Below are 26168 nucleotides of genomic sequence, written 5' to 3' on the forward strand. Positions count from 1 at the left end.
ACAAATAACAAGACAAATCTTAAAAAAGTCCTTTTAAACATCAAAAAAGACAAATCTCTAATCGATTCGCCTTTTTATCTATTGAAACTGCCTGTTTATTTAGCAGCAGCGTAAAGTTCGTCAACCTTTTTCCAGTTAATAACTGAGAAGAAAGCTTGGATGTAGTTCGGACGAAGATTGCGGTATTTCACATAGTAAGCATGTTCCCAAACATCCAGTCCCAAGATTGGAGTTTTACCTTCTGAAATAGGAGTATCCTGATTTGCTGTTGAAGTTACTTCCAACTTGCCTTCTTTGTTGACAACCAACCAAGCCCAGCCAGAACCAAAACGAGTTGTAGCTGCTGCAGTGAAAGCTGCTTTGAAGTCTTCAAATGATCCAAAAGTAGCTTCAATATCTGCTGCCAATTCTGCAGATGGTGATGTTTCTGCTGGTGTCATCAATTCCCAGAAAAGAGCGTGGTTAAGATGACCACCACCATTGTTGATGACTGCCTGACGGATATCAGCTGGAATAGACTCAACATCAGCCAATAATTTTTCCAAATCCTCACCGATTTCAGGATGTTTTTCAAGCGCAGCATTAACATTCGTTACATAGGTATTGTGGTGCTTGTCATGATGCAAGTGCATTGTTTCTTCATCAATGTAAGGCTCTAACGCATCGTAAGCGTAAGGAAGATCAGGTAAGATAATTGCCATTTGATAGACCTCTTTTTCTATATGATTATAAAAATGATAACGCAATCATTAGAATTTTTCAACTATTTTGCTTGTAACTCACCCGTCGCAATCTTGAGCAGAGCCAAATCAAACAGGTAATCTTTATCATACAGCCCCGACTTAATCTGATAATCCGTTTCAATCAGACAGGCCATGGTCTTTTTAAGAAAGGCTAAACTCAGCGAGTGAGCATCTTTTAAAGCAAACTTGACTTGATAAGGATTGACCTTGCGGCCTAGATAGTCGGACAAATCAGACACAATCTGACTCTCAGCTCTGCCATTTTCTGCTAAAACCTTAACCTGCGTAAAGATACGAAACTGCCCCAGCATAATAGCAATAAGCTTGATTTCATCCTCGCCTTGAAGTGTCAAATCTCGCACCAAGCTTCTGGCCTCATCAATCTTCTGCTGCAAAATCAGCTGGGTCAGGTCAAAAATATTGTCCTGAAGAGTCTTGGGAATGGCCTCGGCAATGTCTTCTAAACCAATCTGACCGGACTCTTTATATCCTTTCAGAAAGGCTAAATTTTTACTAACTTCACTGAACTGAAAACCTGATTTCAGCAGCAACTGGTCGAAAGCTGTCGGAGCAAATTGTAATCCTTCTGTCTGCGCTTCCTTGCTGAAATAAGCCCGCAGATCTGCTTCCTTGAGTTCTGCAGCCTCAAAAATTTTCCCGTCCCGTTTCAGCAGTTTGACCAGACGGCGCTTGCTATCCAATTTGCCTTCTGCAAAGATAACCAGGCGAGTTGTATCTGCTGGATTTTCCAGATAATTTTCGAAAGATTTGAGTTCTTCATCAGTCAGATAGCGCTTCTTGGCTGTTGTCAAATCAGCAAAATGGTCCAAAATCACGATTTTTTCATCCGCAAAAAAAGGCAGACTGACCAAGTCCAACTCCACATCCTGGTAGTTTGCTTCTTTCATATCGAAAATAGCTGTGTTCAAATCACCCGGTTGAAACTGAATCTGGCGGAAAAACTGCTCCTTCATCAACTCAAACTGTCCCAAGTCATCCCCAGCCAAAATGGTCAAAGCAGGAAGATTGCTTGGCGTGATTTTTTTAATTTCCTCAATAGCTAACACCGAAAATCTCCCCTGCTTTATATTTCTTGTCAATTTTTTTCATGTATTGATTGTAACAAAAAAGAGTCGGAAAGTCTGCTTTTTTCTTTGCAAACAAAATCTAATTTTTGAATAGAGCTGCTATATAAATATGAACTATCAATGGCTTCATTTTTCTTTGTTATGAAAAGCATTCAATGCCTCGTTCTTTTAAAACTTTTCTACAAGCGATAGAACAAAAAGAGCTGGAAAAATTCCAACTCTTTCTTTGTTTATTCTTGGTTTTCAGTTGCATCATCTACACTGTTTTCAGCTGGAGTAGAAGTCTGCTCCTCTTGAACTGATGAAACAAAAGGATTATCTTGAACAGGTGCTTGAGTTCCAAAATCCTGAGGTGTTGATTGCTCAGGTGTTTCAGCAGTAAATGGATTTTGAACTGGTTCTACTTGCTCCACTGCCTGGCTTTGTTCAGAAACAGATTGTTGTGGTTGTTGACCAAACTGCTGATCTTGGAAGCCACCTTGCTGTGGCTGTTGGCCAAATGGTTGGTTTTGGACTGGTTGCTGTGGTTGTTGACCAAACTGTTGGCCTTGGAAACCACCTTGTTGCGGCTGTTGACCAAACTGTTGATTTTGAACTGGTTGTTGTGGTTGTTGACCAAATGATTGGTTTTGGACTGGTTGCTGTGGTTGTTGACCAAATTGCTGACCTTGGAAACCACCTTGTTGCGGTTGTTGACCAAATGGTTGATTTTGAACTGGTTGTTGTGACTGACCAAACTGTTGGCCTTGGAAACCACCTTGTTGTGGTTGTTTTTCATAGTTTAAACCTTGATTGTAAGGCTGTTGGCCAAACTGCTGACCTTGGAAGTTTTGCTGACCATATTGCTGACCGTATGAATTCCCAACCATTTCAGGCTTAGATCCTTGACAAAGCAAAACAATCAAAGCAATACTACATGGAAGAGATACTATTCCTGCAATAATATTTAGAACTGGAATAAATGATAGTAAAAAAGGACCAACATACAAGAAAAGGAAAGCCCAATGATAACCAGCATCACGTAAACGACGGACAATGATAGCCAAATTAGGTACAAAAGTTGCCAGAGCATATAGAATTAAGATGAAAATAAAGATTACAGCGAATCCTGCTCCAGCCAAGATTGCTGATGGATCTGATTCATATCCATATGTTGAGTCTTGAACTGCGGCTGAAAGAATACTTCCAAAAGCAGATGCCCAAAAAATGATAAACAATGGTACGATGATAATCATGTGACACAAAAACGCCCACCAATAGTCTGACCGACTAGAGCGGCTTGAAAAATCAGCATAATGTGTCCAGAATTTTTTATATGCAGCAAACATAAAATTCTCCTCTATAATTTTTTATACCCATTATCTTATCACAAATGCATAAATAAATCAATATGACTTCCTGACTGAAGCTAAGCAGTCTACAAAGTATGAGTTGGCATCTTTAGCGCTGCTATCAACGAACCGTTTCAATCCTCCAGGAATTCCAACCAGTAAACCGAATGGCCCCCTGCTGGTCAGTTCGATAGATAGCTGTATTAAACTTCTCAAATCTTTGCAAGGTTTCCTGATGGGGATGACGATAACGATTATTCTGACCGGCTGATATCAAGGCCAGTTTAGGCTGAATTTGCTCTAAAAACTCTGGACTGGAAGAGCCTTTGGAACCATGGTGCCCTGCTTTTAAGACATCTGCTTTCAGATGAGGAAATCGCTGCAGCAGTTCAGTCTCTCCTTGTCTTTCCAAATCACCTGTAAACAAAAATTTTGTCTGAAAGAACTCTCCGTAGAGTACAATCGAATCATCATTTCCACCGTCGCCTGTTCCACTAGGATAGAGAACCTGCAAAGTTGAGTCAAATACCGGAATCTCATCTCCTACTTCTACGACATGGACAGAAGTTTCTATCTGCTCCAGCTTTTGAACAAAATCAGGCTGAGTCAGACTTCCTTTGGAAACGTAGATTTCCTTGATAGAAAAATGCTTGGCCACCTCTAGCATATCGCCCATGTGGTCGGTATCGGTATGAGTCAAGACCAATACATCCAGACTAGCAACACCACGACTTTTGAGATAGGGAATTACGGTCTTTTCTGCATTGGATGAAGTCTGTCGCTCCTGCCAAGCCTCTTTCTTTCCTATCTCGACTCGCCCTCCTACATCAATCAAAACCGTCCTGCCTCGCCAGTCCCTGAGAAAAATGCTATCCCCCTGACCAATATCCACTACTGTAATCTCATTTTGCAGCGGATGCTTTGTTAGAAAAAATAAAAGAAGAATAAGCAAACTAAAAGATAAAAGCCAGCTTTTCTTTCTCCGAAAGTCATAGATTAAAGCCAAAACCAAAAGCAGAGCAAACAGTAACCAGAGGTTGGGCTTCCCAAAAATCAAAGGACGCGGAGCAAAGTCAGCTACCCAACGTATCACATCTTCAAGTATCTGAAAGAAAAAATTGACTTGAGAGATTTTTATCAGTGGTGACAAAATAAAAATGAGGGTTAAGCCTGGCAGCATCAGCAGGTCAAAGAGTAGTGAAAATAAAAAAGTTAAAATCACGGACCAAGGCTGAAATTCAGAAAAATAGTAGATTAGTATAGGCAAAATCCCCAATGAAATAGTCAGACTTTCCGCTAAAAGCTTACGAATCGGCGGTAACTTTTCAAAATCCATCATAGAAATCAAAAAGGCATGGGCGCAGGACAAGACACCGCCTGCTGTCAGAAGAAAATTGGGCATGATGATAAAGAGAACCATCAGTGTCAGAGCAAAGTTATCTAATCTGGTCAGTCCTTGCTGGGCCAACAACTTCTGAACTAAGCTTCTGACGACAGAAACAGAAAAGCCTGTCAGTCCAGCATAGATAAATGAAAAAGGCAGCTGCAAAGCATTTACTGTCTCCCTCTTCATCCCCAAACGTAGAAGAATTCTGCGAAAACCATCCAAAAAGAAACCTACCTGCATACCAGACAAGGCAAACAAATGGATGATACCCAAGCTAGAATACAGGTCACTCATTTCCGCAAACTCCGTATCTAAGTCACCAAACAAGAGTCCTGTCATGTAATGGCTCATTGGACTAGGAAAATTACTTCGAATATAGACCAGCGCTTTTCTGCGCCAGACAGACAGCCAATCCAGTGGATTCAGGCTGGAAATTGGTCTTAGTGACTGAATCTTATTGATTTTTAAGGTACGATAAATCCCCTGACTCTTTAAATAAGCCTGATAGTCAAAGCCCGAAAAATTTCGTTGTTGCTGGGCCTGTTCAAACTCTCCTTCAATATCAAGTACGACCAAATCTGTCAGTTGCTGAAAAACTTTCTTTTCACCGGCTGATTTGATCTTGTAGAAGACCTGATAAAGTCGACCATCCGTTCGCCCTCGAAAGGATAGGGAATCTCCATTGACTTTGATCGTATCTGGCAAAACTTGAACCGAGCTAGCTGAAGGAGGTTCCTGCCTAAAGGCCTGCTCTGCCATTTCCCGACGAAGCAAGAAAAAGAGGACAAAAAGGGAAAGGAATGCCAAGGCAGCTAGACTTTTTTTGAGGGGATAGCTGAAAAAGAGACGAAGCAGAAGGACACCCAGCCCTAAATAAGCCAAGGAACTGCCAGAATAGACTGCAAAATAGACCCATACAAGAATGAAAGCCAGATAAATAGGGGTGAGGGGTAACTTTTTAATCCACTGTGACATATTCTTTCAGCTTTTCTAAGGTCTTATCTCCAATCCCTGACACTTTTTTCAGATCATCTACTGACTTGAAGCGGCCATTGCTTTCGCGGTAGGCTATGATGTCAGAAGCTCGCTTCTGTCCGATGCCTGAAATGGTCTGTAATTCAGCCTCTGTCGCCGTATTTAGATTGACCTTGTCCGACTTTCCACCACTGGCACCAGCAGAATCAGAAGCTCCTGCTTGATGCTGGCCACTCTGTGTGACATCAGCTCCTTCTTCACCAATCTTTGCCACATAGATTACTGCTTCATCCGTTAATTTTTGTGCCTGATTAATGGACTTAGCCTCGGCGTCTGCTGTCAATCCGCCAGCTTTTTGAATGGCTTCATGGACTCTCGCTCCCGCTCTCAGCTCATAGACACCAGGATTCTTAACTGCGCCTTTAATATCCACAGTGACCTGCTCGCTTTCCTCTTCGTCCACCTTAGCCTTAGGGACAATCTTTTCGCTTTCTTCATCAGCTGAGCTGGATGAGGAAGTTATTTCTTGGCTCAAGGCGGCTACCTGATTTCGCGGCTGGTGATTTCCTTTGATGAGGAAAAAACCACCTAGCATAGCGCCAACTACTGCCAGACCGACAAAGAGCTTGTATTCTTTCAGCTTTTCAATGATTTCTTCAAGCATATTTTTCTCCTTTGTCTTTTTATTCGTAAAAGATTGCAAAAAAATATGACAAACCGAGAGAATTTTCAGCTTGTCATATTTTAAAATCTTTATTTTACAAGTAGTCGTATAGATAGAAGGGCATTGATGAAAATAGAAGCTGTAATATCAATCTGCTTTGCTTATCCTGTATATCCAAGCTTCTAACTTTTTAGCTCTGCTATGCAAAAAAGCCAGATTTGCCAAAAGAAAAGCCATCACTAGCACGCTTAGAATCAGAAGCAGCGGCCAAGAAACTGACTGCTGACATAGATAAAGGATGAAGACTAAGATGAGTATAGGAAAAGTCGTCAGAGCTGTGAAGCCGCCCGGTACCCAGCGACGAAAGCGAAACACTTGCATGATATGGCCCAGCAGATGGAGAGTATGACAGAAGCCAATAGCCAAAGCTAGCTCGGGAATACGAAATAGAATCGCAAGCAGCAAGAGAATAAAAGCCAGTAGAAATTCCTCCGCAATCATCAGAGCAATGCTTTCAGCAGAAAGATAACTTCCTCTTCTGGCAATGAACATCTCCTTTTGATAGCCTTGATGGTCTTGATTCTGAGAAATCCAAGGCCGAATCAGGATAATCTCATCAAACTCGTGCAGCATAAACAGTGATAAGGTTACAAAAGATAAAAAAGCAAGAGACATAGTATCCTCCTTATAAAACATACCAACATTATAGCTCACTCACATAAAAAAATCAGCTCCCAAGCAAGATTGCTCAGCAAGCTGATTAGTCTCTTATTTTCTGTGCTTATCCGGATCCCAGACAAAGCTAGCAAAAAAGCTGAAAATGATGGTCAAAATTCCAATCAAAATAGCAGGAATAAAGACAAAGGCATGTAGAATCCGTAAGAAGATATTGCCTTTCTTTTGTGTCTGGTAAGGGGCCACTTCAGCATCCAAACGGTCAAACTCCGCATGAATACGGCGAGCTACTTCCTCAACTCCCTCATCATTCATCTTCTTAATGTCTGAAATGTCAATTGGATTACCAAAATTCATATCCACACGCTCTCCAGCTGCCAAGCCTTTGAGGCTCATGGGACCAGCATAGACTACTGGCATGATACGGACCTTAGCCATCTTAGCAATCACTGCCACTCCTCCCTTGACATCCGTAGAATGGCGGCTGCCGCTTGGGAACATAATCAGAGAACGATTGCTCTTTTTCAGCATATTGACAGGGTACTTGATAGCTGACGGACCAGGATTTTCCCGGTCAATAGGAAAGGCACCGCACATGCGAATCCACCAGCCGAATACGCGATTTTCAAAGAGCTGTTTCTTGGCCATGAAAATGAACTGCTTGGGCTTGGTCGCAAAAGCCATGTAAACTGGATCCCACCATGTCCGGTGAGGGGCCACCAAGATATAATTTTCATCTTTTGAAGGAATCTTTTCTTTATTGTGGTAATGTGCATTGCCGTTTAAGGTCCACAGGATAAAAATCACTAAACCTCGCAAATAAGTATAAAACATAAACTCTCCTTATTTCAAACCAAAATTATACTTGAAATTTATTACATCCTTTCCCATTATAACCTATCCCATTATAGTCTGCAATATTTTTCCAAACTTTGGCTGTAACAGCTGATTCTAATAGCCATTTCCATAAAAAAATGGTATCATTAATCTCATGAACAAGAAAGAATTAATCGGTTTAAACCAAACCCAAGTAGATGAAAAAATTTCGCAGGGCTTGACCAACGATTTTACAAGTGACACCAGTACTAGTAACTGGCAAATCGTTAAGCGGAATGTTTTCACCCTTTTTAATGCCCTTAACTTTGTTATTGCTGTAGCCTTGGTCTCTGTCCAAGCCTGGAGCAATCTAGTCTTCTTCGCAGTAATCAGCTTTAACGCCGTCACTGGTATTATTACAGAGCTGCGAGCCAAGCACATGATTGACAAGCTCAATCTGGTCAGCCGAGAACTGGTCACAGTCATCCGTGACGGCCAGGAAATCAAGATTCAGCCAGAAGAAATTGTACTGGGTGACCTGATCAAGCTGTCAGCCGGCGAGCAAATTCCCAGTGACGCCCGTGTAGTAGAGGGTGTTGCCGAGGCCAATGAAGCCATGCTGACAGGGGAGAGTGACTTGGTTCTCAAAGAAGAAGGCGCCGAGCTGCTGTCTGGTAGCTTTCTGGCCAGTGGGCAGATCTATGCTGAGGTGCATCATGTCGGTGCAGACAACTATGCCAACAAGCTCATGACTGAGGCTAAAACCCTCAAGCCTATCAACTCGCGCATTCTTTACAATCTTGGGAAAATTTCCCGCTTTACCGGAAAAATCATCATTCCTTTCGGACTGGCTCTCTTCTTTGAAGCCCTAGTGATAAAGGGACTGCCTGTCAAAAACTCTGTCATTACCAGCTCAACAGCTCTTTTGGGCATGCTGCCTAAGGGAATTGCCCTGCTGACAGTCACGTCACTCCTGACAGCTGTCATCAAGCTAGGCATGCGCAAGGTTCTTGTTCAGGAAATGTATTCTGTTGAAACCTTGGCTCGAGTAGACACTCTCTGTCTGGACAAGACCGGGACAATTACCCAAGGTAAGATGACCGTTGAAGCCTTGCATAGTCTGTCAGATAAGTTTTCTGATGAGACCGTCGGTCAAATCTTAGCAGCCTACATCCAAACCAGCGAGGATAATAACCCAACTGCTCAGGCTATCCGCAAGGGCTACGGCCATCTGGACCATGCCTATACTAGCGATAATGTCATCCCATTTTCTAGTGACCGAAAATGGGGCGCTATGCATTTATCCAGTGTCGGAACTATCTTTCTGGGGGCTCCCGAAATGCTGCTGGACAGCAATCCTGCAGCGGTTGGAGAGGCTCAAAAACGCGGATCGCGGGTTTTGGTGCTGGCTCACAGCGACCAAGTACTAGACAAACACAGTATCCAACTGCCTGAAGATATGACCGCTTTAGCCGTTCTGGAAATCACCGACCCTATTCGCGAGGGAGCGGCTGAGACACTGGACTATCTGCGTTCTCAGGATGTTGATCTGAAAATCATCTCTGGTGACAATCCTGTGACCGTTTCCCATATCGCGAGCCAGGCTGGATTTGCCAACTACGACAGCTACATCGACTGCTCTAAAATCAGCAATCAAGAACTGGTTGAGCAAGCAGAAGAAACAGCCATCTTCGGTCGTGTTTCTCCTCATCAGAAGAAGCTGCTCATCCAGACTCTTAAGGCCGCTGGTCGGACAACAGCCATGACCGGAGATGGGGTTAATGATATCTTGGCCTTACGTGAAGCAGACTGCTCCATCGTCATGGCGGAGGGCGACCCCGCAACTCGGCAAATTGCCAACTTGGTTCTTCTTAACTCCGACTTTAACGATGTCCCTGAGATTCTTTTTGAAGGCCGCCGAGTCGTTAACAATATCGGCCGGATTGCTCCGATTTTCTTCATCAAGACTATCTATTCCTTTATTCTGGCTATTATCTGTATCGCCAGTATTCTGCTCGGAAAACCTGAATACCTCTTGATTTTCCCATTCATCCCGATTCAGATCACCTTGATTGACCAGTTTGTCGAAGGTTTCCCACCCTTTGTCCTCACCTTTGAGCGCAATATTAAGCCGGTTGAAAAGCACTTCCTCAAACGCTCCCTACAGCTGGCTCTGCCAAGCTCCCTCATGATTGTCTTCAGCGTGCTATTTGTTCGCATCTGGGGCAGCAGCCATGGCTGGAGCGACATAGAAATGTCCACCCTGACCTACTACTTGCTAGGCAGCATCAGCTTCCTGTCAGTCATTCGGGCCTGCCTGCCACTCAATCTCTGGCGCAGCCTGCTCATTATCTTTTCTGTCTTTGGCTTCTATCTATCAGCCTTTGTCCTGCAGCACCTTTTGGAAATTGCAACGCTGACAGCCGCAACTTTGCCAGTCTATCTGATTCTCATGGTCATTTTCGGACTTGTCTTTGTTGCCTGCACCATCAAGCAGAAATACAGATTTGATTAAGGAATAGCTAAAAAAGAATTATCATCTAAGCTCATGGAAACATGCGAGAGTCCTCGCATGTTTTTTGATTGTGCAAAAACTTCCCATATCCCTTTGGAATCCTTGCTAAATCATGCTATAATTGACTTATGAACGAAGCAAAACTAAAAGACGGAGAACGCGTCAACCAGCTCTTTTCGACGGATGTCAAGATTATTCAAAATAGTGAGGTCTTCAGCTATTCGGTAGACAGCGTGCTGCTTTCCCGCTTTCCCAAGCTGCCCCAGCGGGGTCTAATCGTTGATCTCTGTGCTGGAAATGGGGCTGTTGGACTTTTTGCCAGCACTCGCACCAAGGCTCAGATTTTGGCAGTTGAGATCCAGGAACGTCTGGCTGACATGGCCGAGCGCTCCATTGAGCTCAATGATTTGACTCAGCAAATGCAGGTCATTCAGGACGATCTGAAAAACCTAGGCCAATATATCACTGGCAGCAAGGTTGATATGATTCTCTGCAATCCGCCATATTTCAAGGTTGACAAGAAATCCAATCTCAATGAAAGCCAGCACTACCTTTTAGCCCGCCACGAAATCTCAACCAATCTGGGAGAGATTTGCAAAATTGCCCAGCGAGTCCTCAAATCCAATGGTCGGTTGGCTATGGTTCATCGACCAGAACGCTTTTTAGATATTTTAGATACCATGCAAGCCCACAACCTGGCTCCCAAGCGCATCCAGTTTGTCTATCCAAAGTTGGGTAAAGAGGCCAATATGCTACTTATCGAAGCTATTAAAGATGGTTCCCGCGACGGTCTAAAAATCCTGCCTCCTCTCTTTATTCACAATCAGGACGGCAGCTACACTCCGGAGATTCACGAGATTTACTATGGAAAATAAAGCATATATGTACGTGCTTGAATGCGGGGACGGCTCCCTCTATACTGGCTACACAACGAATGTCCAAGCCCGACTCAAAAAACATCAAGCTGGCAAAGGCGCCAAGTACACCCGCGCTCGGCTGCCAGTTACCTTACTTTACCAAGAAGAACACCCTAGCAAGCCGGCTGCCATGTCGGCTGAAGCACTTTTTAAAAAGAAAACTAGACAAGCCAAACTGGCTTACATCAAAGAAAGGACTCAACATGCCTGAAATCCAGTTTAAAGGCGACTTTCATCATATCGAAATTTCCCCAGATAGTCATCTTGATATCGGTCAAGATGTCATCTTCCAATCTTTTACCAGCCTCAATGTAGCCAGCGGCGCACAACTCAAGCTAGGAACCCGGGTTTTCTTTAACGATCACTGCACTGTCCGCTGTCAGCACTCTATCGAAATCGGCAAGGACACCATGTTTGGTGATGGCGTCCGTATTTTTGACCACAATCATCAGTATTCTAATTACCATATCGAGAAGATTGATTATAGTGTTGCGCCAGTCAAGATTGGAGCTAACTGCTGGATTGGGGCCAATACTGTGATTCTCAAAGGTGTGACCATTGGTGATAATGTCATCATTGGAGCTAACTGCTTGATTTTCCAGGATATTCCCAGCAACTCTATCGCTATGAGCAAGGAAGAGCTTATCATCAAGGAGCGTCCACAGGGCAATTTTCATGCCTTTACGCTGACAGCTTCTGATACTTTGGAACAGCTGGCCTATTTAGCAGAAAATCTGCCAGACCTGGAATTTCACATAGCTGCTAAGACCAATATTTCGCCTTACTTGGCTAGCTTTAAGGACTATCCTAATATCAACCTCTACACCAATATCCACCAGGATGACTTTATTGAGGATTTGCTCGATAGGGCAGATATTTACTTGGATATCAATCACTGGGGAGAGGTAGACCAGATTGTCCAAAGGGCTATCAGCAAGGGGAAGCCAGTTTTAGCTTTCAGCCAAACCGCCCACCAGCCTGAAGAAAATACTTTACTTTTCGAATTGGACCAACCCCAACAAATGGCTGATGAAATACGAAAATTAATGCAAGAAAAGGCTAGGACATAAACGTCCTAGCCTTTATTTTGCAGTCGATATGCATTTTATTAATTTTACTCACCAGCAATTCCATTTGGAATGATAACTTCCTTGAGTAACTGCTCTTCTTCCTTGATACGGACATAGAGGGTGATACAGTAGAGCGGGAAGAGGATAAAAAGAGCAAAGTAAGCATGACTGAGCAGTGCCAAGCCCACCAATTCTGGTACAACATTCAGGAAATAATTAGGATGTTTGACATTGCGAAAGAGCCAATGGTCAACAAACTTATGATCCTTAACCAGCATAAGCTTGATGGTCCAAACTGGTCCTAAAAGCTTGGCAACAAGGTAGAGCATAAACATAGAAAAGAGTAACAAGACAGCTCCCAGTAGGCTCACAAAGTCAAAAGCTGGCTTCTTCAGCAGCAATTCCAGAAAGCAAACCGCATAAAAAAGCATGTGCAGGTACTTCATGATATTTGAGTTTTTCACCCCGTACTCCATGCCTCCCTTGGCCAGAATATCCTGCTCATTCTGAGAGGATTTCCTCAAAAACACCAAACGAAAAAGCGACACAGCCACAAAAATCACTATATTGATTGTCATAAGACCTCCTAAAATTTAATAATACATTTTATTATATAAGGAATTCCGCAGCAAAGTCAAGACTGTTGTTTACAAAAATCGACCAAGATATAAAAAAGCTGCGACTAGAATTTCTAGACAAAATCCCAGTCACAGCATCTATAAATTATTCATTTGAGCCAGGTTTCTCTCATCGGTCAGACATCACAAAATTTCAACATAAGTGCTGTATTTTTCCTTAACTTTCGGAGCGATATTGTCGTCTGTCACAACAGCACTAAGGTTGTCCAGCCGGTAAAAAGAATAGAAAGAATAGCTATCAAACTTGCTGTTATCAGCTACAATGTATTTGCTGATGGCATTGTTAAGGATAATCGCGTCGCCGTTGCCTTCCTCTTCATTGCTGGTCGTAACATTATGACCGTCAATACCATTCGCCCCAATAAAGGCCTTAGAAACCTTGATTTCTTTCAAAAGATTATTGGCAAACTGACCGACAAAGGTTTGAGTCTTAGCCCGATAGCGTCCGCCAATCAGAATTAAATCTAAATTGGCTCTTTCTTTTAACTTTTCAAAAATTGGTAGCGAATTGGTGACGATGCTGATATTTTTGCCATCCAAATAGTCTCCTATAAAATCCGTTGTGGTGCCTGACCCAATAAAGACCGTATCCCCGTCAACAATCAAATCCGCACATTTACGGGCAATCTGCTTCTTCTCCTCAACATTCAGCATTTGCTTTTCTGAGTGAGAAATCTCGTTGAGAGCATTCTTGACCTTCTTATGGGCTCCACCATGAACACGGGTCAGCATGCCCTGCTTCTCCAAATCAATCAAATCCCGACGGATGGTCATATCCGTGACACCCAGCATTTCCTTGAGGTTTTTAACAGCAACCACACCTGTTTGATCCAGTTCTTGCAGAATGATTCTATGTCTACTTTCTTTCATTTTACATTCTCCTTTTACTCCTGAATTTCTTACAGACTCACCTTCACCTTATTATACAACAGTTCCAGCATATAAACAAAGATTTGTGAATTTTTTTATTTTAAATAGCTAATATGTTGAATTTTGATGTCGAAATTAGTTGAAATACTTTGAATCCTGTTCTATAGCAAAAACACCAGAAACAGTTCAAAGCAGAAATAAGGAGGCTATAATTTACTTTGATAAACAGGACTGCTTCAATCAGCATGATTAAGGAAACTACATTGGCTCATACTTATATTTCTGCAGGACTGAGAATAAGAAGATTTATTGAACAAACGAAAAGAGAGAACTTGCATTCTCTCTCGTCGCTAAAATTGTCGTCAACTCCAGTTAACACCCCGCTTTATTTATCACCCTTGTTACGGATTACAAAGCCGGTTTTCTTTTCGCTAGAAGTATTGCGTGGCTTCTTGTGGTCCTTGCGGTAGCGATTATCTTTATCAAAACGCTCGTCTTTGCGACCTTTCTTAAATTGGTCACGACGGCCACCTCGGTCACGGCGATTGTCATTGCTGCGACGGTTGCTGTTTCCGCCACGACTGCCCTTGCCTTTTCCGCCAAAGCCACCGCCAGACGGTTTAAATGGCAATGGTTTTTCACGGGCAATTTCTACTTCAGGAAGGGCATCTGGATCCTGCACCGTCAAGCTGAGGATATACATAGCCAGCTCTTCTGGGCTGAATTCTGCTGCCAGCTTGCGGGCATCCTTGCCAAATTTCTCAAAGTTAGAACGGATGCTTTCATCCGCAAAATCGCGTTCAATCTTCTTAAGAGCAACTTTTTTCTTAGCTTGGAAAGCTTCTTCTGCAGTCGCAGGCTTGAGGCCTTTCATGCGCTTCTTAGTCAGATTTTCGATAATCTGCAAATAGCCCATTTCATTTGGCGCTACGAAAGTAATAGACTGACCTGACTTACCAGCACGACCAGTCCGACCAATCCGGTGAACATAACTTTCTGGATCCTGCGGAATGTCATAGTTGTAGACGTGGGTCACACCAGAAATGTCCAATCCACGTGCGGCTACATCTGTCGCCACCAAGACATCCAAATTTCCGTTTTTAAAGTCGCGCAGAACGCGGAGGCGCTTGCCTTGGTCCAAATCACCATGGATACCCTCTGCTCGGAAACCGCGGATTTTCAGACCGCGAGTCAGCTCATCCACCCGGCGCTTGGTCCGACCAAAGACGATTGATAGCTCAGGCTGCTCCACATCCATCAGGCGGGTCATGGTATCAAATTTTTCATTTTCTTTGACACGGATATAATACTGGTCTACAAGCTCCGTCGTCAGCTCTTTAGCAGCAATCTTGACATGCTCAGGCTCCTTCATAAACTTGACACCGATGCGCTTGATAGCATCCGGCATGGTCGCTGAAAAGAGCAAGGTCTGACGCTCTTCTGGCACACGTGAAATGATAGACTCAATGTCTTCCAAAAAGCCCATGTTAAGCATTTCATCCGCTTCGTCCAAGATCAAAGTTTCAATCTGATTCAGCTTAAGCGCCTTGCGTTTGATCAAATCCAAGAGACGACCAGGTGTTCCTACGACGATATGAGCACCAGATTTGAGGGCCTTGATTTGCTTTTCGATGCTGGAGCCACCGTAGACAGAACGCACCTTGACGCCCTTACTGCGGCCAAAACGGAAAAGCTCTTCCTGACTCTGCACGGCCAATTCACGGGTTGGAGCGATAATCAATGCTTGCACAGCAGGATTATCTGTATCAATCTTCTCCAGAGTTGGGAAGCCAAAGGCTGCCGTCTTTCCTGTCCCTGTCTGGGCCTGACCAATGACATCCTTACCTGCCATAGCAAGTGGAATTGTCTGCTCTTGAATAGGGCTTGCTTCTACAAAGCCAGCTTTTTCAATCTCTGCTAATAATTCAGTAGATAAATGTAATTCATTAAATTTCAATGTTCTTCTTCTTTCTAAAGGCGGTGCGAAGCCACCTTATAAGGCTTTTGATACTCAACTATCGAAATATACCAAGCTCTTGTCGCTTGCTAAATCTTGATTTTCTGAAAGTATTCGCTCTTCTCTTCATAAATATGGTCTCTCAAGTCTAGGCACTAAAAAAGCGCCGACTCGGTCGCTAGTTCCCACTGAATAGAAAAACTGTATTTCTGCAACTAATCTAGTATACCACAAAAGCACCTAAAAAGATAGGACTTGGCTGTAAAATATTTTATTAGAGATTTCTTTTGTAAAAAATGAAAATTTGAAAATCATTTTCAAAAACATTATAATCTACAAAGAAGAAAGGAGACAGGTATGAATAAATTTTTACGAGTGATTTTCATTTTACTGATCTTAGCTATGCTGGGCGCAGCTATGATCCAGATTTTCCAGCCCCAGCTATTAGGCAATGAGTCCATCTATGGTCTAGCTCCCTACTGGCAGCGGGAAATTGGTTTCTGGAATCTGGCTATTCTGCCTTTAGTCATTGCCGCCAACATAAAGTATGATTGGTTCTATCTGCGTATGACCTTGCTAGCACTGATTCTGGGCGGGCTGGGCTTTGGCACAAACCATCTGCTAGGCTATCTGGAAAAGGCGAATCAAGCCAATCTACTGGGCTGGATTGAAAATTATCTGCTAGTCTTCTGCTGGATCATCGGCTGGGGAATGGAATATCGAAAAAGGCAAAAAAGTGATGAAGAGACCGTCTAGATAGGCAGTTTCCTCATCGCTTTTTTCTTCACTATAAGCACTTTTCTATATTAGCTACCAGCTCCTCAACAAATTGACTAGTGGTCAGAACCGCTACTCCTTCCAGCTGACTAGCAAAATCCCCTGTCACTTTTTGCTCAAAGAGAGCCTTCTCAATAGCCTTAGTCAGGAGATGAGAGACCGCCGGCCAACCAATGTAATCAAAGAGCATGGCCCCCGATAAGAGAAGAGAACAAGGATTAGCCCTGTTTTGACCTGCTATATCTGGCGCCGTCCCGTGAGTAGCTTCAAAAATAGCATGACCAGTCTCGTAATTGATATTGGCCCCTGGCGCAATACCAATCCCGCCCACCTGAGCTGCCAAGGCATCGCTGGCATAGTCACCATTTAGATTGGTCAAGGCGACAACATCAAATTTCTCTGGATTGAGCAGAATCTGCTGCAGAAAATTATCTGCAATCACATCCTGAATGACTAGTTTTCCAGAAGCCAACTCATCTGCATACTCTCTTTGAGCTAGCTCACAGCCCCATTTCCGAAAACCACCCTCTGTAAATTTCTGGATATTGCCCTTGTGAACCAGAGTGACACGCCTTAGTCCTTTGGCTAGCGCATAGTCAATAGCTGCCCGTATCAGCCGCTCACTGCCCTGCTTAGAGATAGGCTTGATTCCAATAGCAGAGCTTTCTGGGAAGCGAATCTTGTCAACCTGCATATCCTTCTGCAGGAAATCAATAACTTTTTGGACTTCAGCCGTTCCACTCTCCCACTCGATCCCTGCATAGATGTCTTCTGTATTTTCCCGAAAAATTGTGATGTCAGTCTTCTCTGGGTGCTTGAGCGGACTAGGAACTCCCTTGAAATAACGAACTGGCCGCAGGCAGGCATAGAGATCCAATTCTTGTCTCAGCGCGACATTCAGCGAACGAATCCCTTCTCCGACTGGGGTTTCTAGCGGGCCCTTAATTGCCACCAGATGACTCTTAATCGTTGCCAATGTTTCATCCGGTAGCCAGTCATCCATCAGGTCCGCTGCTTTTTTCCCAGCCAGAACTTCCTTCCAAACAACCTTTCTCTGCCCGCCATAAGCCTTTTCCACTGCCTTATCAAAGACCAGCTGGGCATTTTCCCAGATATCAACCCCAATCCCATCACCCTGGATGTAAGGAATAATAGGAGCATCCGGTACCAGCAGATGCCCTTTCTCAAACAAAATCTTATCTGCCATTTTATCTCCTTCCAATGGGAAGATACTCCAAACCTTGAGCACCAATATAGTTAGAACGTGGCCGAATTAGCTTATTGTTCTTGCGCTGTTCCTGAATATGGGCAATCCAGCCAGCCACCCGACTCATGGCAAAAATCAGGGTATAAATACTGCTGTCAATGCCCAACACATGGTAAACCGTAGCCGAATAAAAATCGACATTCGGTATCAGATGCTTGGTATGCTTCATATAGGCTTCAATTTCCTCTGAAAGCTGATACCAGACCTCATCCTTGGTTCCCTGTGTCAAGTCCTTGGCCATTTGACGCAGGTATTTTTCACGCGGATCTTGGGTCTTGTAAACTCGATGACCAAAGCCCATAATCTTCTCATGAGAGGCTAACTTGCGGTCTAGGTAGGCCTGACAATCCCCTTCCTCTCTGATCTCTTTCAGCATATCAAAGACACATTCATTAGCGCCGCCATGAAGTGAGCCCTTGAGCGCTCCTACAGCTGCTGTCACGCAGGAATAAATATCGGTCAAGGTTGAGGCGCAGACTCGAGCCGCAAAAGTTGAAGCATTGAGCTCATGATCGGCATGGAGCACCAAGGCACAGTTAAAGGCTTTGACTTCAAGCTCACTAGCTTCTTGTCCTTTGAGCATATAGAGGAAATTAGCCGCAAAGCCCAAATCCTCCCGCGGCTCTATCGGAGTCTGACCCGACCTCAGTCTAGCAAAAGCCGCAATAATGGTCGGCATCTTTGCCATAAGTTGGATGCTCTGCTCATAGGTCGCTTCTAGAGATGCTTCCTCAGCATGGACATTATAAACGCCCAAAAGACTGACCGTTGAGCGCAAGACACTCATGGGATGAAGATGCTTGCGGGACTGGATAAGGATGCACTGCTCCACTGCATCGCTAATAGCATAATTAGCTCGCAGATCTTCCTCAAAATGCTTAAGCTCAATTTGAGTCGGCAAATGCAAATGCCACAGCAGATAAATCACCTCTTCAAAACTCGCATGGTGCTCTACCAATTCAGAAATATTGTAGCCTGCATAAGACAAAGAATCATCCACAATCTGGCTAATCCGAGTATCACAGGCAATGGTATCTTTCAAGCCGTCCGTCTGACTCATACTCATACCTCCTCTAATTTCTTTCTAACGACCATGGGCAAAATCCCCCCGTTTTCATAGTAACGAATATCCGCCTCTGCATCAAATCGCAGCCGAGCTTGAAAAACTATTTCTTCAGTACCCTTACGAGCTACCACGTCAACCAGTTGGCCAACTTGCGGGTTCTGTGGCAGATTGATGTCGAAAGTCTCCTTGCCCGTTAAGCCCAGACTGTCCGCACTCTCTCCCTCTAGATACTGCAAAGGAAGAATCCCCATCATGACCAGATTTGACCGGTGGATGCGTTCAAAACTCTCTGCCAACACCACCTTGACGCCCAAAAGATTAGCCCCCTTGGCTGCCCAATCACGGCTGGACCCCATACCATAGTCTTTGCCAGCTAGGACAATAGTGTCAATTTGCTCTTCCTTGTAGCGCATGGCTGCCTCATAAATGGATAGCAACTCTCCTTTATAATCTGTGTAACCACCAATTTTCCCATCCGCCAATTCGTTTTTAATCCGAATATTGGCAAAAGTCCCCCGCATCATGACCTCATGATTGCCCCGACGGCTGCCATAGGAATTAAACTCTTGGTAATCCACTCCATGCTCCAGCAAATAGGAAGCCGCTGGGCTGTTTCTGGCAATATTTCCTGCTGGGGAGATATGGTCTGTCGTCACCGTATCCCCAAATTTTGCCAGCACTGCAAGATTTTTCAGCGGCTGAATGGCTAAATCATCAGCTAAGCCATCAAAGTAAGGTGGATTTTGAATATAGGTCGAAGCCTGATTCCACTGATAATTTTGAGAAGAGGCAGTCGGAATCTGATTCCATTTTTCATTGTCGTCAAACACATGAGCATATTCTTTTTCAAAAAGCTGGCGCGTCACATATTTTTGAACATAGTCGGCAACCAAGTCATGCTCCGGCATCAAATCCATCAAATAGACTGGCTGCCCCTTTTGATCATAACCCAACGGCTCACTAGTCAGATCGATATTGGTATTTCCAGCCAGAGCATAGGCAACTACCAAAGGCGGACTAGCTAGGAAATTGGCCTTGACCAGTGGATTGATCCGTCCTTCAAAATTCCGATTTCCTGAAAGAACAGCACTAGCCAGCAAGTCAGTATCCGTAATCGCCTGAGCCACTTCCGGTCGGAGATTTCCTGAATTTCCAATACAAGTGGTACAGCCATAGCCGACAACATTGAAACCAAGCTGATCCAGATAAGTTTGCAGACCACTCTTCTTGAGATAACCTGTGACCACCTTGCTGCCCGGAGCTAATGAAGTCTTGACAGTCTTTGAAACGCGTAAGCCTTTTTCTACTGCGTTCTTTGCTAAAAGTCCTGCCGCCATCAAGACATAGGGATTAGATGTATTGGTACAGCTAGTAATGGCAGCGATGGCCACATGGCCTGTCTTAATCGTCTCCTCATGATCAGAAAATTGAACCACTGCTGACTTTTCCAGCTCGCTCTCATCTAGACCAAAGCCTCGGACCCCCGCTTCTCTGACTAAACTAGCTTGAAACTCCTCTTTAGCAGCTGTTAATTCAATCAAATCTTGGGGACGCTTGGGGCCTGAGATGCTCGGCACAATGCTGGACAAATCAATTTCGACTACCTTGGTATAGTTCGGCTCAACCTTTTCATCATAGAAGAGGTGATTTTTTTGAGCGTAGAGACGGGTCAGCTCGATATGATTTTCTGACCGATTGGTCAGACGCATGTAATTGAGCGTTTCCTCATCTATCGGAAAATAACCACAGGTAGCTCCGTATTCCGGCGCCATATTAGCCACTGTTGCCCGGTCAGCCAGACTTAGATTAGACAAACCAGGCCCAAAGAACTCGACAAATTTACCAACAACATTTTCCTGCCGTAAGATTTGCGTGACCTTTAGAGCCAAATCTGTCGCTGTCGCAATCTTAGGCAGCTTACCCAAGAGACGAACACCAATCACCTCAGGAACTGGGAAATATGAAGCTTCACCTAACATGGCGGCCTCGGCCTCAATCCCACCAACACCCCAGCCCAGAACACCGATACCATTAATCATAGTCGTATGACTGTCCGTCCCAAACATACTGTCCGGATAGAGTTGGCCATCCTTTTCAATGATGACATCACTGAGAAATTCGATATTGACCTGATGGATAATCCCAGTAGCAGGGGGAACCGCACGATAATTATCGAACGATTTTTCTGCCCACTTGAGAAATTCGTAACGCTCATTGTTGCGGACAAACTCTTGGTTCATATTGGCCTCTAGAGCTATATCACAGCCATAAAAGTCCACCTGAACACTGTGGTCAATAACTAAATCAACCGGAATCTCTGGATTAATCTGATTGGCCTGACCTCCCTGCCCGACAATAGCATCGCGCATGCTAGCCAAATCCACCACAACAGGAACACCCGTAAAATCCTGGAGAATAACTCGGCTAGGCTTAAAAGGAACTTCTCCGCTTGGTGATTTAGCTTGATAATGCATTAAAGAGCTAACGTTATCTTTTGTTACATCAATCCCATCTTCCTTACGAAGAACACTTTCTAATAATATTCGTATAGAATAAGGAAGTTTTTCTATATCCCCTCCTAGTAGAGCCGAGGCTTTCCTAAGTTCTGTATATTGGTATTGTTTGCCTTTGTAATTTAAATTGCTTAGGTATTCTGCCATATTTCTACCCCTCACTTATTTTAAATTGTTTTATATTATACTTTATTATGAAATTTTATGCAATAAAAATTATAATTTTTATGTTATATTTTATGACGCAAAATAACAGTTTTTCAAATACAGGCAAACTGTACTAATCATTTTCTTTCCAAAGCAAGAAAAAAACAAGCACCATTCTCGGTGCTTGCCATAGTAAAAATAATATCAAATATTTACTTCTTATTGGCTAACCATTTAAGAAGCTTGGTCAGAAGTCCCCAGATGATTAGACTAATGACAACAATATAAATCCAGGCGTTTTTATCATTAGACAAGGGCAGAGGAACATTCATACCAAAGAAGCCCGTAATAACTGCAAGTACTGCTAGAAGAACAGAAATAATGGTCAATACCGTCAAATTGTCATTCAGATTGTTGTTCAGGATATTATTGTAGGAGCCAGAGAGCTGGCTGAGAACTTGAGCAATCAAATCGGTCATGGAGACGAGCTGACGAGCCTCGATCATAGCATCCTCAAACTGCTCGGTTTCTAATTCATCAAAACGTCGGTAAATGCCATGACTTTTGATATGCTCTAGGAGCATGCGATTCTGCTTAGCTGCAGCAACTAGATAGACCATAGAAGTTTCCAAGTCGGACAGGGCAAAAAGATGCTTTTTGGTAGTTGTCTGACGCAGGAGAGCATTAATCTCATCCTTGCGCTTGTCCATCCGCTCAACAACCGGATAGTAAGAATTGGAGATCAACTCTAGACTAGCAAAGAGAAACTTATAGACCGATACTGGCTCATGGCGCTCAGTATAATCCTTCATCATATTGACAACATAGGCATTGTCTTGATTACTAATGGTGATGAGACGCCCCTGCTGCGCCACAAAGGTCATAGGAATTGTCTCATAATGTTCCTTGTCTGTCGCTAGATTAAGGACATTGTAGATAAAGACAACCGTTCCATTCTCACGATTGTAGTCCATGTGAGCCCGCTCGTTCTTATCCAGCGCATACTCGATGGTCTCTTTATCAATTTCATAATCCTGATAAATCCGGGCGTTCTTTTTGAAACTATCTGAGTCAATGTTGATCCAGACAGACTGATCTTTTAGTTTTCTTTCCAGAAACATGGAGCTCCTTTCTATGAGGTAGAATGATTCTCTAATAAACTAGCACCCAACTTCATAAACTCTTCCTGCAAGCAAATATGCAATGTCAAAGCACAAAACCAAGCAAATCAACTGCCTCGCCTGACGAGATTAGTCAAGTGGCTAGCGTCCAACAATTAGGAACTTTAGTTCCAATTGTTGGTACTGAGTCACATCTTCTCTTCTAATTTAACATCTGGATACTTGTCCGCGAACCAGCGCAGGGCAAAGTCGTTTTCAAAGAGGAAGACTGGCTGATCAAAGCGGTCTTTGGCTAGGATGTTACGGCTAGAAGACATACGCTCGTCCAAATTATCTGGTGAAATCCAGCGGACAGTCTTTTTACCCATAAGATTCATGACTACTTCAGCGTTGTATTCATTTTCCATGCGGTGCTTGAAGACCTCAAACTGGAGCTGACCGACAGCGCCCAGCATGTACTCGCCCGTCTGGTAGTTGGTATAAAGCTGGATGGCTCCCTCTTGCACCAGCTGCTCAATCCCCTTATGGAAGGATTTTTGCTTCATGACATTCTTGGCTGAAACCTTCATAAAGATCTCTGGAGTAAAGGTTGGCAGAGGCTCAAATTCAAACTTATTCTTGCCCACAGTCAGAGTGTCACCGACCTGATAAGTCCCCGTATCATAAACCCCGATAATATCACCGGCTACGGCATTGGTCACATTCTCACGACTCTCAGCCATAAACTGGGTAACATTGGACAGTTTGGCGGACTTGCCAGTACGTGGCAGATTGACACTCATACCGCGCTCAAACTCTCCAGAAACGATACGGACAAAGGCGATACGGTCACGGTGGCGCGGATCCATATTGGCCTGAATTTTAAAGACAAAGCCTGAAAAATCTGGGCTGAGTGGCTCGACTACCTCGCCATCTGTCTTCTTGTGGCCATGCGGTTCCGGAGCAAACTTGAGGAAGGTTTCCAGGAAAGTCTGGACTCCAAAGTTGGTCAGGGCTGATCCGAAGAAAACAGGTGTAAGCTTGCCAGCCAAAATCGCTTCTTCCGAGAATTCATTCCCAGCTTCGCTCAAGAGCTCAATGTCTTCCTTAACTTGCTCATAGAAAGGGTTAGAAGCAAACAGTTGATCGCCTTCTGCCAGAGTTGCAAAGCGCTCCTCACCCTTATAAAGCTCCAGCCGCTCATTGTAGAGATCATAAAGACCCTCAAAGCTCTTCCCCATCCCAATCGGCCAATTCATCGGATAGCTGGCAATACCCAAAATCTCTTCCAGTTCTTCCAACAAGTCCAAGGGCTCGCGACCGTCACGATCCAGCTTGTTCATAAAAGTGAAGACTGGAATACCACGATGCTTGACAACCTCAAAGAGCTTCTTGGTCTGAGCCTCAATCCCCTTGCCCGAGTCAATAACCATGACCGCAGCATCCACCGCCATCAAGGTCCGATAAGTATCTTCTGAGAAGTCCTCATGCCCTGGCGTATCCAGGATATTGACCCGCTTGCCATCGTAGTCAAACTGCATGACAGAGGAAGTCACTGAAATCCCCCGCTGCTTCTCAATATCCATCCAGTCAGACTTGGCAAAATTACCCGTCTTTTTCCCCTTGACTGTACCAGCCTCACGAATCTCGCCTCCGAAGTAGAGCAACTGCTCCGTAATGGTCGTCTTCCCCGCGTCCGGGTGGGAGATAATGGCAAAGGTCCGGCGTTTCTTAATTTCTTCTTGTAAAGTCATCTTCTTCTCTTTCTTTCATTTAGGATAATGGTGAATCTTAGTATTTGTTTTTTTATCTTACATCGAAGTATTGCAATCCTTTCAACCTACCTATTATAGCGGATTTAGCGCTTTTTTTCAATGATCTAAAGAAGATAAAAATCGCCCTCTCGAGCGATTCTATTCTCCTAAGTCAATGAAATTTCCTTTAAAATCTGACAATGACACTGCTAAAGAGAAAAATTGCAAAGACGAAGACTAAACCCAGTAAATAGAGCAGGCGCTTTTTCTGGTTTCCAGCTCTTCTTTTTCTTCAGATGTCACAGAAGCGTCTAGCTCGACCAGCTTAAAGAGTTGATAGACAAATAGTCCATTTGTTACTAGAAGCAAAGCAGGGCGTGATAAGGCTTCTTAATTTTAAAAAAACTCCTGCCAAATTAACTTGACAGGACTTGTAAACTTGAGATGAATTAACTGCGAACCAAACTTAACTGCTTTTTCCACCGTTTCTTAAACAATATATCAAAGAGAACCAGAGCCAGAGAAAGGATGACTGACACAAGGAGGTACTTTATCCATAGAGGGGCATCAGGGATAAAAGGCGGACTTTTTAGCAGACCGTAATTTCCTCCTGTCACTTGATTAACGCCGACTAGGAAAAGATTGAGCCCAAAGGTGTAGGCTACAATCATGTATTTCTTGAGCAGGGTCTTGTCGTAGTGATTCATCAGATAAATCAAGGAATTAACCAAGAGGGCATAGTGGCCAATCAGGAAAGAGAAGCTGGTAATGTGCGGGAAATCATAGGGGTCAAAGACTGGATAACCCAAGGCAAAGACCGCTCCGCTGGCTCCTAATAGAGCAAAATACTGCTTACTGCGCCATTTGTCTGGCAGAAAAACCACTGCAAACATAGCCAGGCGGCAATGATAAAAAGGCAAGCTGTTGGTAAAGGGAATCCGAAAACCAAAATACCAGCTATAAAGCATCAGCAGCTGAGCAATCTGAATCCACTTAAAAGCCTTGACAAAACGTGGATTATCATGATATTTGAGCGAGCTCCAAATAGACAGCAAGACCAGAGCAATCATCACAGCATACCATAAAATCGAGATGGGCGGTGCCACCGTTTTTGTTGTAGTTAAAAAATCTTTCATAAATCCTCCATGAGATAATTAAGTTAGGGTGACTGTCTTGGTCTGCTCCACGCGCTTAAAAATGTCAGAAACCAAACAGTTTGCTGCACTCAAGACGATTGAGACAAGCAGATAATTGAGCAGGAGTCCGTGATTGCCAACAAGCGGCGGATCAGTGAGAAATCCATAAGACCCCTTTGTCAAAATATTGATAACAAGCAAAAAAGCATTCATCAGAAAGGTCATCCACACCACTCGCTGCCAGCTCAGAGAGAAAGTATGATAATATCTGAAAAGATAAATCAAACAATTTCCCAAGAGCGCTAGATGGCCGATGATAAAGGACAAAATAGTGATATGGGGAAAAGGGTAAGGATCAAAAATCGGATAAATAAAAGCTACAATCGAGCCAAAAGTCCCCAAAAGCGCAAAATAGAATTTATACACTGAGCGATTAGGCAGAAACATCAAGGCAAACATAGCCATTCTGCAATGATAAAAAGGCAGACTCTCAGACAAAGGGGCAGCAGTCAGCATATACCAAAAATAGAGGCTTATCAGCTGACAAGCTTGCATCCCGACAAATAGCTGCTGGTAAGGCTTCCGATTGTAGTAGCGATAGGAAAGCCAGATAATCGCAAAGACCAGCCCCAAAAGAACAAAATACCAAAGTCCCAGTTGAGGCGGTTCGGTTTTATAGGTTGTAAACATATCTCTTATTCCCATCTCCTAGACTCCCATTCTAATATAAGGTTTGAACAAGGTTGAGTTTGCCTGTTGTTG

At 43.7% G+C, this 26168-nt stretch carries 22 protein-coding genes; 5 read left to right on the forward strand and 17 right to left on the reverse strand.

Annotated features, from left to right (window positions below; genetic code table 11):
- Positions 1–95: 95 nt before the first annotated feature.
- From sodA to AX677_RS04510, 7 genes are all read right to left on the reverse strand, one after another.
- A complete protein-coding gene (sodA, locus tag AX677_RS04475; protein ID WP_002896081.1) occupies positions 96–701 on the reverse strand; it encodes a superoxide dismutase SodA in 606 nt (201 codons plus the stop codon).
- Between the two features lie 62 nt (positions 702–763).
- Positions 764–1810, reverse strand: a complete 1047-nt coding sequence (holA, locus tag AX677_RS04480) for a DNA polymerase III subunit delta (RefSeq protein WP_060976306.1) — start codon at positions 1808–1810, stop codon at positions 764–766.
- A 251-nt stretch (positions 1811–2061) separates the two neighbouring features.
- Complete coding sequence (locus tag AX677_RS09055; RefSeq protein WP_082730231.1) at positions 2062–3159, reverse strand: DUF805 domain-containing protein; 1098 nt, start codon at positions 3157–3159, stop codon at positions 2062–2064.
- A gap of 124 nt (positions 3160–3283) precedes the next feature.
- The gene (locus AX677_RS04495) at positions 3284–5524 is read right to left on the reverse strand and encodes a DNA internalization-related competence protein ComEC/Rec2 (protein WP_060976309.1); all 2241 of its coding nucleotides are present in this window, start codon (positions 5522–5524) and stop codon (positions 3284–3286) included.
- Positions 5508–6188, reverse strand: coding sequence for a helix-hairpin-helix domain-containing protein (locus tag AX677_RS04500; protein WP_060976310.1), 681 nt, complete (start codon positions 6186–6188; stop codon positions 5508–5510). The genes AX677_RS04495 and AX677_RS04500 overlap by 17 nt, the downstream gene beginning before the upstream one ends.
- A 147-nt stretch (positions 6189–6335) precedes the next feature.
- Positions 6336–6884 (reverse strand): HXXEE domain-containing protein, encoded by a 549-nt coding sequence (locus AX677_RS04505; protein ID WP_060976311.1) that lies wholly within the window; start codon positions 6882–6884, stop codon positions 6336–6338.
- Between the two features lie 72 nt (positions 6885–6956).
- Complete coding sequence (locus AX677_RS04510) at positions 6957–7697, reverse strand: 1-acyl-sn-glycerol-3-phosphate acyltransferase (protein ID WP_060976312.1); 741 nt, start codon at positions 7695–7697, stop codon at positions 6957–6959.
- 157 nt (positions 7698–7854) lie between these two features.
- Here AX677_RS04510 and AX677_RS04515 point away from each other — a divergent pair, with 157 nt between their 5' ends.
- The 4 genes from AX677_RS04515 to AX677_RS04530 all read left to right on the forward strand — a co-directional run bounded on the left by AX677_RS04515 (position 7855) and on the right by AX677_RS04530 (position 12181).
- Positions 7855–10194 carry a cation-translocating P-type ATPase gene (locus AX677_RS04515; protein WP_060976313.1) on the forward strand — a complete coding sequence of 780 codons (2340 nt, stop codon included), beginning with the start codon at positions 7855–7857 and terminating at the stop codon, positions 10192–10194.
- 128 nt (positions 10195–10322) lie between these two features.
- Positions 10323–11069, forward strand: coding sequence for a tRNA1(Val) (adenine(37)-N6)-methyltransferase (locus AX677_RS04520; RefSeq protein ID WP_002921870.1), 747 nt, complete (start codon positions 10323–10325; stop codon positions 11067–11069).
- Positions 11059–11322, forward strand: coding sequence for a GIY-YIG nuclease family protein (locus AX677_RS04525; RefSeq protein WP_002910268.1), 264 nt, complete (start codon positions 11059–11061; stop codon positions 11320–11322). The genes AX677_RS04520 and AX677_RS04525 overlap by 11 nt, the downstream gene beginning before the upstream one ends.
- Positions 11315–12181, forward strand: coding sequence for a DapH/DapD/GlmU-related protein (locus AX677_RS04530; protein ID WP_060976314.1), 867 nt, complete (start codon positions 11315–11317; stop codon positions 12179–12181). The genes AX677_RS04525 and AX677_RS04530 overlap by 8 nt, the downstream gene beginning before the upstream one ends.
- Before the next feature lie 44 nt (positions 12182–12225).
- Here AX677_RS04530 and AX677_RS04535 read toward each other — a convergent pair whose 3' ends face one another.
- From AX677_RS04535 to AX677_RS04545, 3 genes are all read right to left on the reverse strand, one after another.
- Complete coding sequence (locus AX677_RS04535) at positions 12226–12759, reverse strand: isoprenylcysteine carboxyl methyltransferase family protein (protein WP_002896094.1); 534 nt, start codon at positions 12757–12759, stop codon at positions 12226–12228.
- A 183-nt stretch (positions 12760–12942) separates the two neighbouring features.
- Complete coding sequence (locus tag AX677_RS04540; protein ID WP_004187784.1) at positions 12943–13689, reverse strand: DeoR/GlpR family DNA-binding transcription regulator; 747 nt, start codon at positions 13687–13689, stop codon at positions 12943–12945.
- A gap of 385 nt (positions 13690–14074) precedes the next feature.
- Complete coding sequence (locus AX677_RS04545; protein WP_060976315.1) at positions 14075–15646, reverse strand: DEAD/DEAH box helicase; 1572 nt, start codon at positions 15644–15646, stop codon at positions 14075–14077.
- Between the two features lie 357 nt (positions 15647–16003).
- Between AX677_RS04545 and AX677_RS04550 the strand changes: the two genes are divergently transcribed.
- On the forward strand, positions 16004–16402 hold the full coding sequence (locus tag AX677_RS04550) for a hypothetical protein (protein ID WP_060976316.1): 399 nt from the start codon (positions 16004–16006) through the stop codon (positions 16400–16402).
- 31 nt (positions 16403–16433) lie between these two features.
- On the opposite strand, the gene icd is transcribed toward AX677_RS04550, so the two are convergent.
- The 7 genes from icd to AX677_RS04585 form a co-directional block, all read right to left on the reverse strand.
- The gene (icd, locus tag AX677_RS04555) at positions 16434–17645 is read right to left on the reverse strand and encodes an NADP-dependent isocitrate dehydrogenase (RefSeq protein ID WP_060976317.1); all 1212 of its coding nucleotides are present in this window, start codon (positions 17643–17645) and stop codon (positions 16434–16436) included.
- Positions 17632–18750, reverse strand: coding sequence for a citrate synthase (locus AX677_RS04560; RefSeq protein WP_002911999.1), 1119 nt, complete (start codon positions 18748–18750; stop codon positions 17632–17634). Before AX677_RS04560 ends, icd begins: the two co-directional genes overlap by 14 nt.
- A gap of 2 nt (positions 18751–18752) precedes the next feature.
- Complete coding sequence (gene acnA / locus AX677_RS04565) at positions 18753–21416, reverse strand: aconitate hydratase AcnA (protein ID WP_060976318.1); 2664 nt, start codon at positions 21414–21416, stop codon at positions 18753–18755.
- 212 nt (positions 21417–21628) lie between these two features.
- Positions 21629–22537, reverse strand: coding sequence for a magnesium transporter CorA family protein (locus tag AX677_RS04570; protein ID WP_060976319.1), 909 nt, complete (start codon positions 22535–22537; stop codon positions 21629–21631).
- Between the two features lie 188 nt (positions 22538–22725).
- Positions 22726–24270, reverse strand: coding sequence for a peptide chain release factor 3 (locus tag AX677_RS04575; protein WP_060976320.1), 1545 nt, complete (start codon positions 24268–24270; stop codon positions 22726–22728).
- 449 nt (positions 24271–24719) lie between these two features.
- Positions 24720–25406, reverse strand: a complete 687-nt coding sequence (locus AX677_RS04580; protein ID WP_002900863.1) for a TIGR02206 family membrane protein — start codon at positions 25404–25406, stop codon at positions 24720–24722.
- Between the two features lie 18 nt (positions 25407–25424).
- Complete coding sequence (locus AX677_RS04585) at positions 25425–26111, reverse strand: TIGR02206 family membrane protein (RefSeq protein WP_060976321.1); 687 nt, start codon at positions 26109–26111, stop codon at positions 25425–25427.
- Positions 26112–26168 lie beyond the last annotated feature (57 nt).

The sequence above is a fragment of the Streptococcus sp. CCH8-C6 genome, from assembly GCF_001557225.1.
Lineage (GTDB): Bacteria > Bacillota > Bacilli > Lactobacillales > Streptococcaceae > Streptococcus > Streptococcus sanguinis_C.

Coding starts and splice junctions, on each gene's coding strand:
- sodA (WP_002896081.1), bottom strand. CDS start 701: ATGGCAATTATCTTACCTGATCTTCCTTACGCTTACGATGCGTTAGAG.
- AX677_RS09055 (WP_082730231.1), bottom strand. CDS start 3,159: ATGTTTGCTGCATATAAAAAATTCTGGACACATTATGCTGATTTTTCA.
- AX677_RS04495 (WP_060976309.1), bottom strand. CDS start 5,524: ATGTCACAGTGGATTAAAAAGTTACCCCTCACCCCTATTTATCTGGCT.
- AX677_RS04500 (WP_060976310.1), bottom strand. CDS start 6,188: ATGCTTGAAGAAATCATTGAAAAGCTGAAAGAATACAAGCTCTTTGTC.
- AX677_RS04505 (WP_060976311.1), bottom strand. CDS start 6,884: ATGTTTTATAAGGAGGATACTATGTCTCTTGCTTTTTTATCTTTTGTA.
- AX677_RS04510 (WP_060976312.1), bottom strand. CDS start 7,697: ATGTTTTATACTTATTTGCGAGGTTTAGTGATTTTTATCCTGTGGACC.
- AX677_RS04515 (WP_060976313.1), top strand. CDS start 7,855: ATGAACAAGAAAGAATTAATCGGTTTAAACCAAACCCAAGTAGATGAA.
- AX677_RS04520 (WP_002921870.1), top strand. CDS start 10,323: ATGAACGAAGCAAAACTAAAAGACGGAGAACGCGTCAACCAGCTCTTT.
- AX677_RS04525 (WP_002910268.1), top strand. CDS start 11,059: ATGGAAAATAAAGCATATATGTACGTGCTTGAATGCGGGGACGGCTCC.
- AX677_RS04530 (WP_060976314.1), top strand. CDS start 11,315: ATGCCTGAAATCCAGTTTAAAGGCGACTTTCATCATATCGAAATTTCC.
- AX677_RS04535 (WP_002896094.1), bottom strand. CDS start 12,759: ATGACAATCAATATAGTGATTTTTGTGGCTGTGTCGCTTTTTCGTTTG.
- AX677_RS04540 (WP_004187784.1), bottom strand. CDS start 13,689: ATGAAAGAAAGTAGACATAGAATCATTCTGCAAGAACTGGATCAAACA.
- AX677_RS04550 (WP_060976316.1), top strand. CDS start 16,004: ATGAATAAATTTTTACGAGTGATTTTCATTTTACTGATCTTAGCTATG.
- AX677_RS04560 (WP_002911999.1), bottom strand. CDS start 18,750: ATGAGTCAGACGGACGGCTTGAAAGATACCATTGCCTGTGATACTCGG.
- acnA (WP_060976318.1), bottom strand. CDS start 21,416: ATGGCAGAATACCTAAGCAATTTAAATTACAAAGGCAAACAATACCAA.
- AX677_RS04570 (WP_060976319.1), bottom strand. CDS start 22,537: ATGTTTCTGGAAAGAAAACTAAAAGATCAGTCTGTCTGGATCAACATT.
- AX677_RS04575 (WP_060976320.1), bottom strand. CDS start 24,270: ATGACTTTACAAGAAGAAATTAAGAAACGCCGGACCTTTGCCATTATC.
- AX677_RS04580 (WP_002900863.1), bottom strand. CDS start 25,406: ATGAAAGATTTTTTAACTACAACAAAAACGGTGGCACCGCCCATCTCG.
- AX677_RS04585 (WP_060976321.1), bottom strand. CDS start 26,111: ATGGGAATAAGAGATATGTTTACAACCTATAAAACCGAACCGCCTCAA.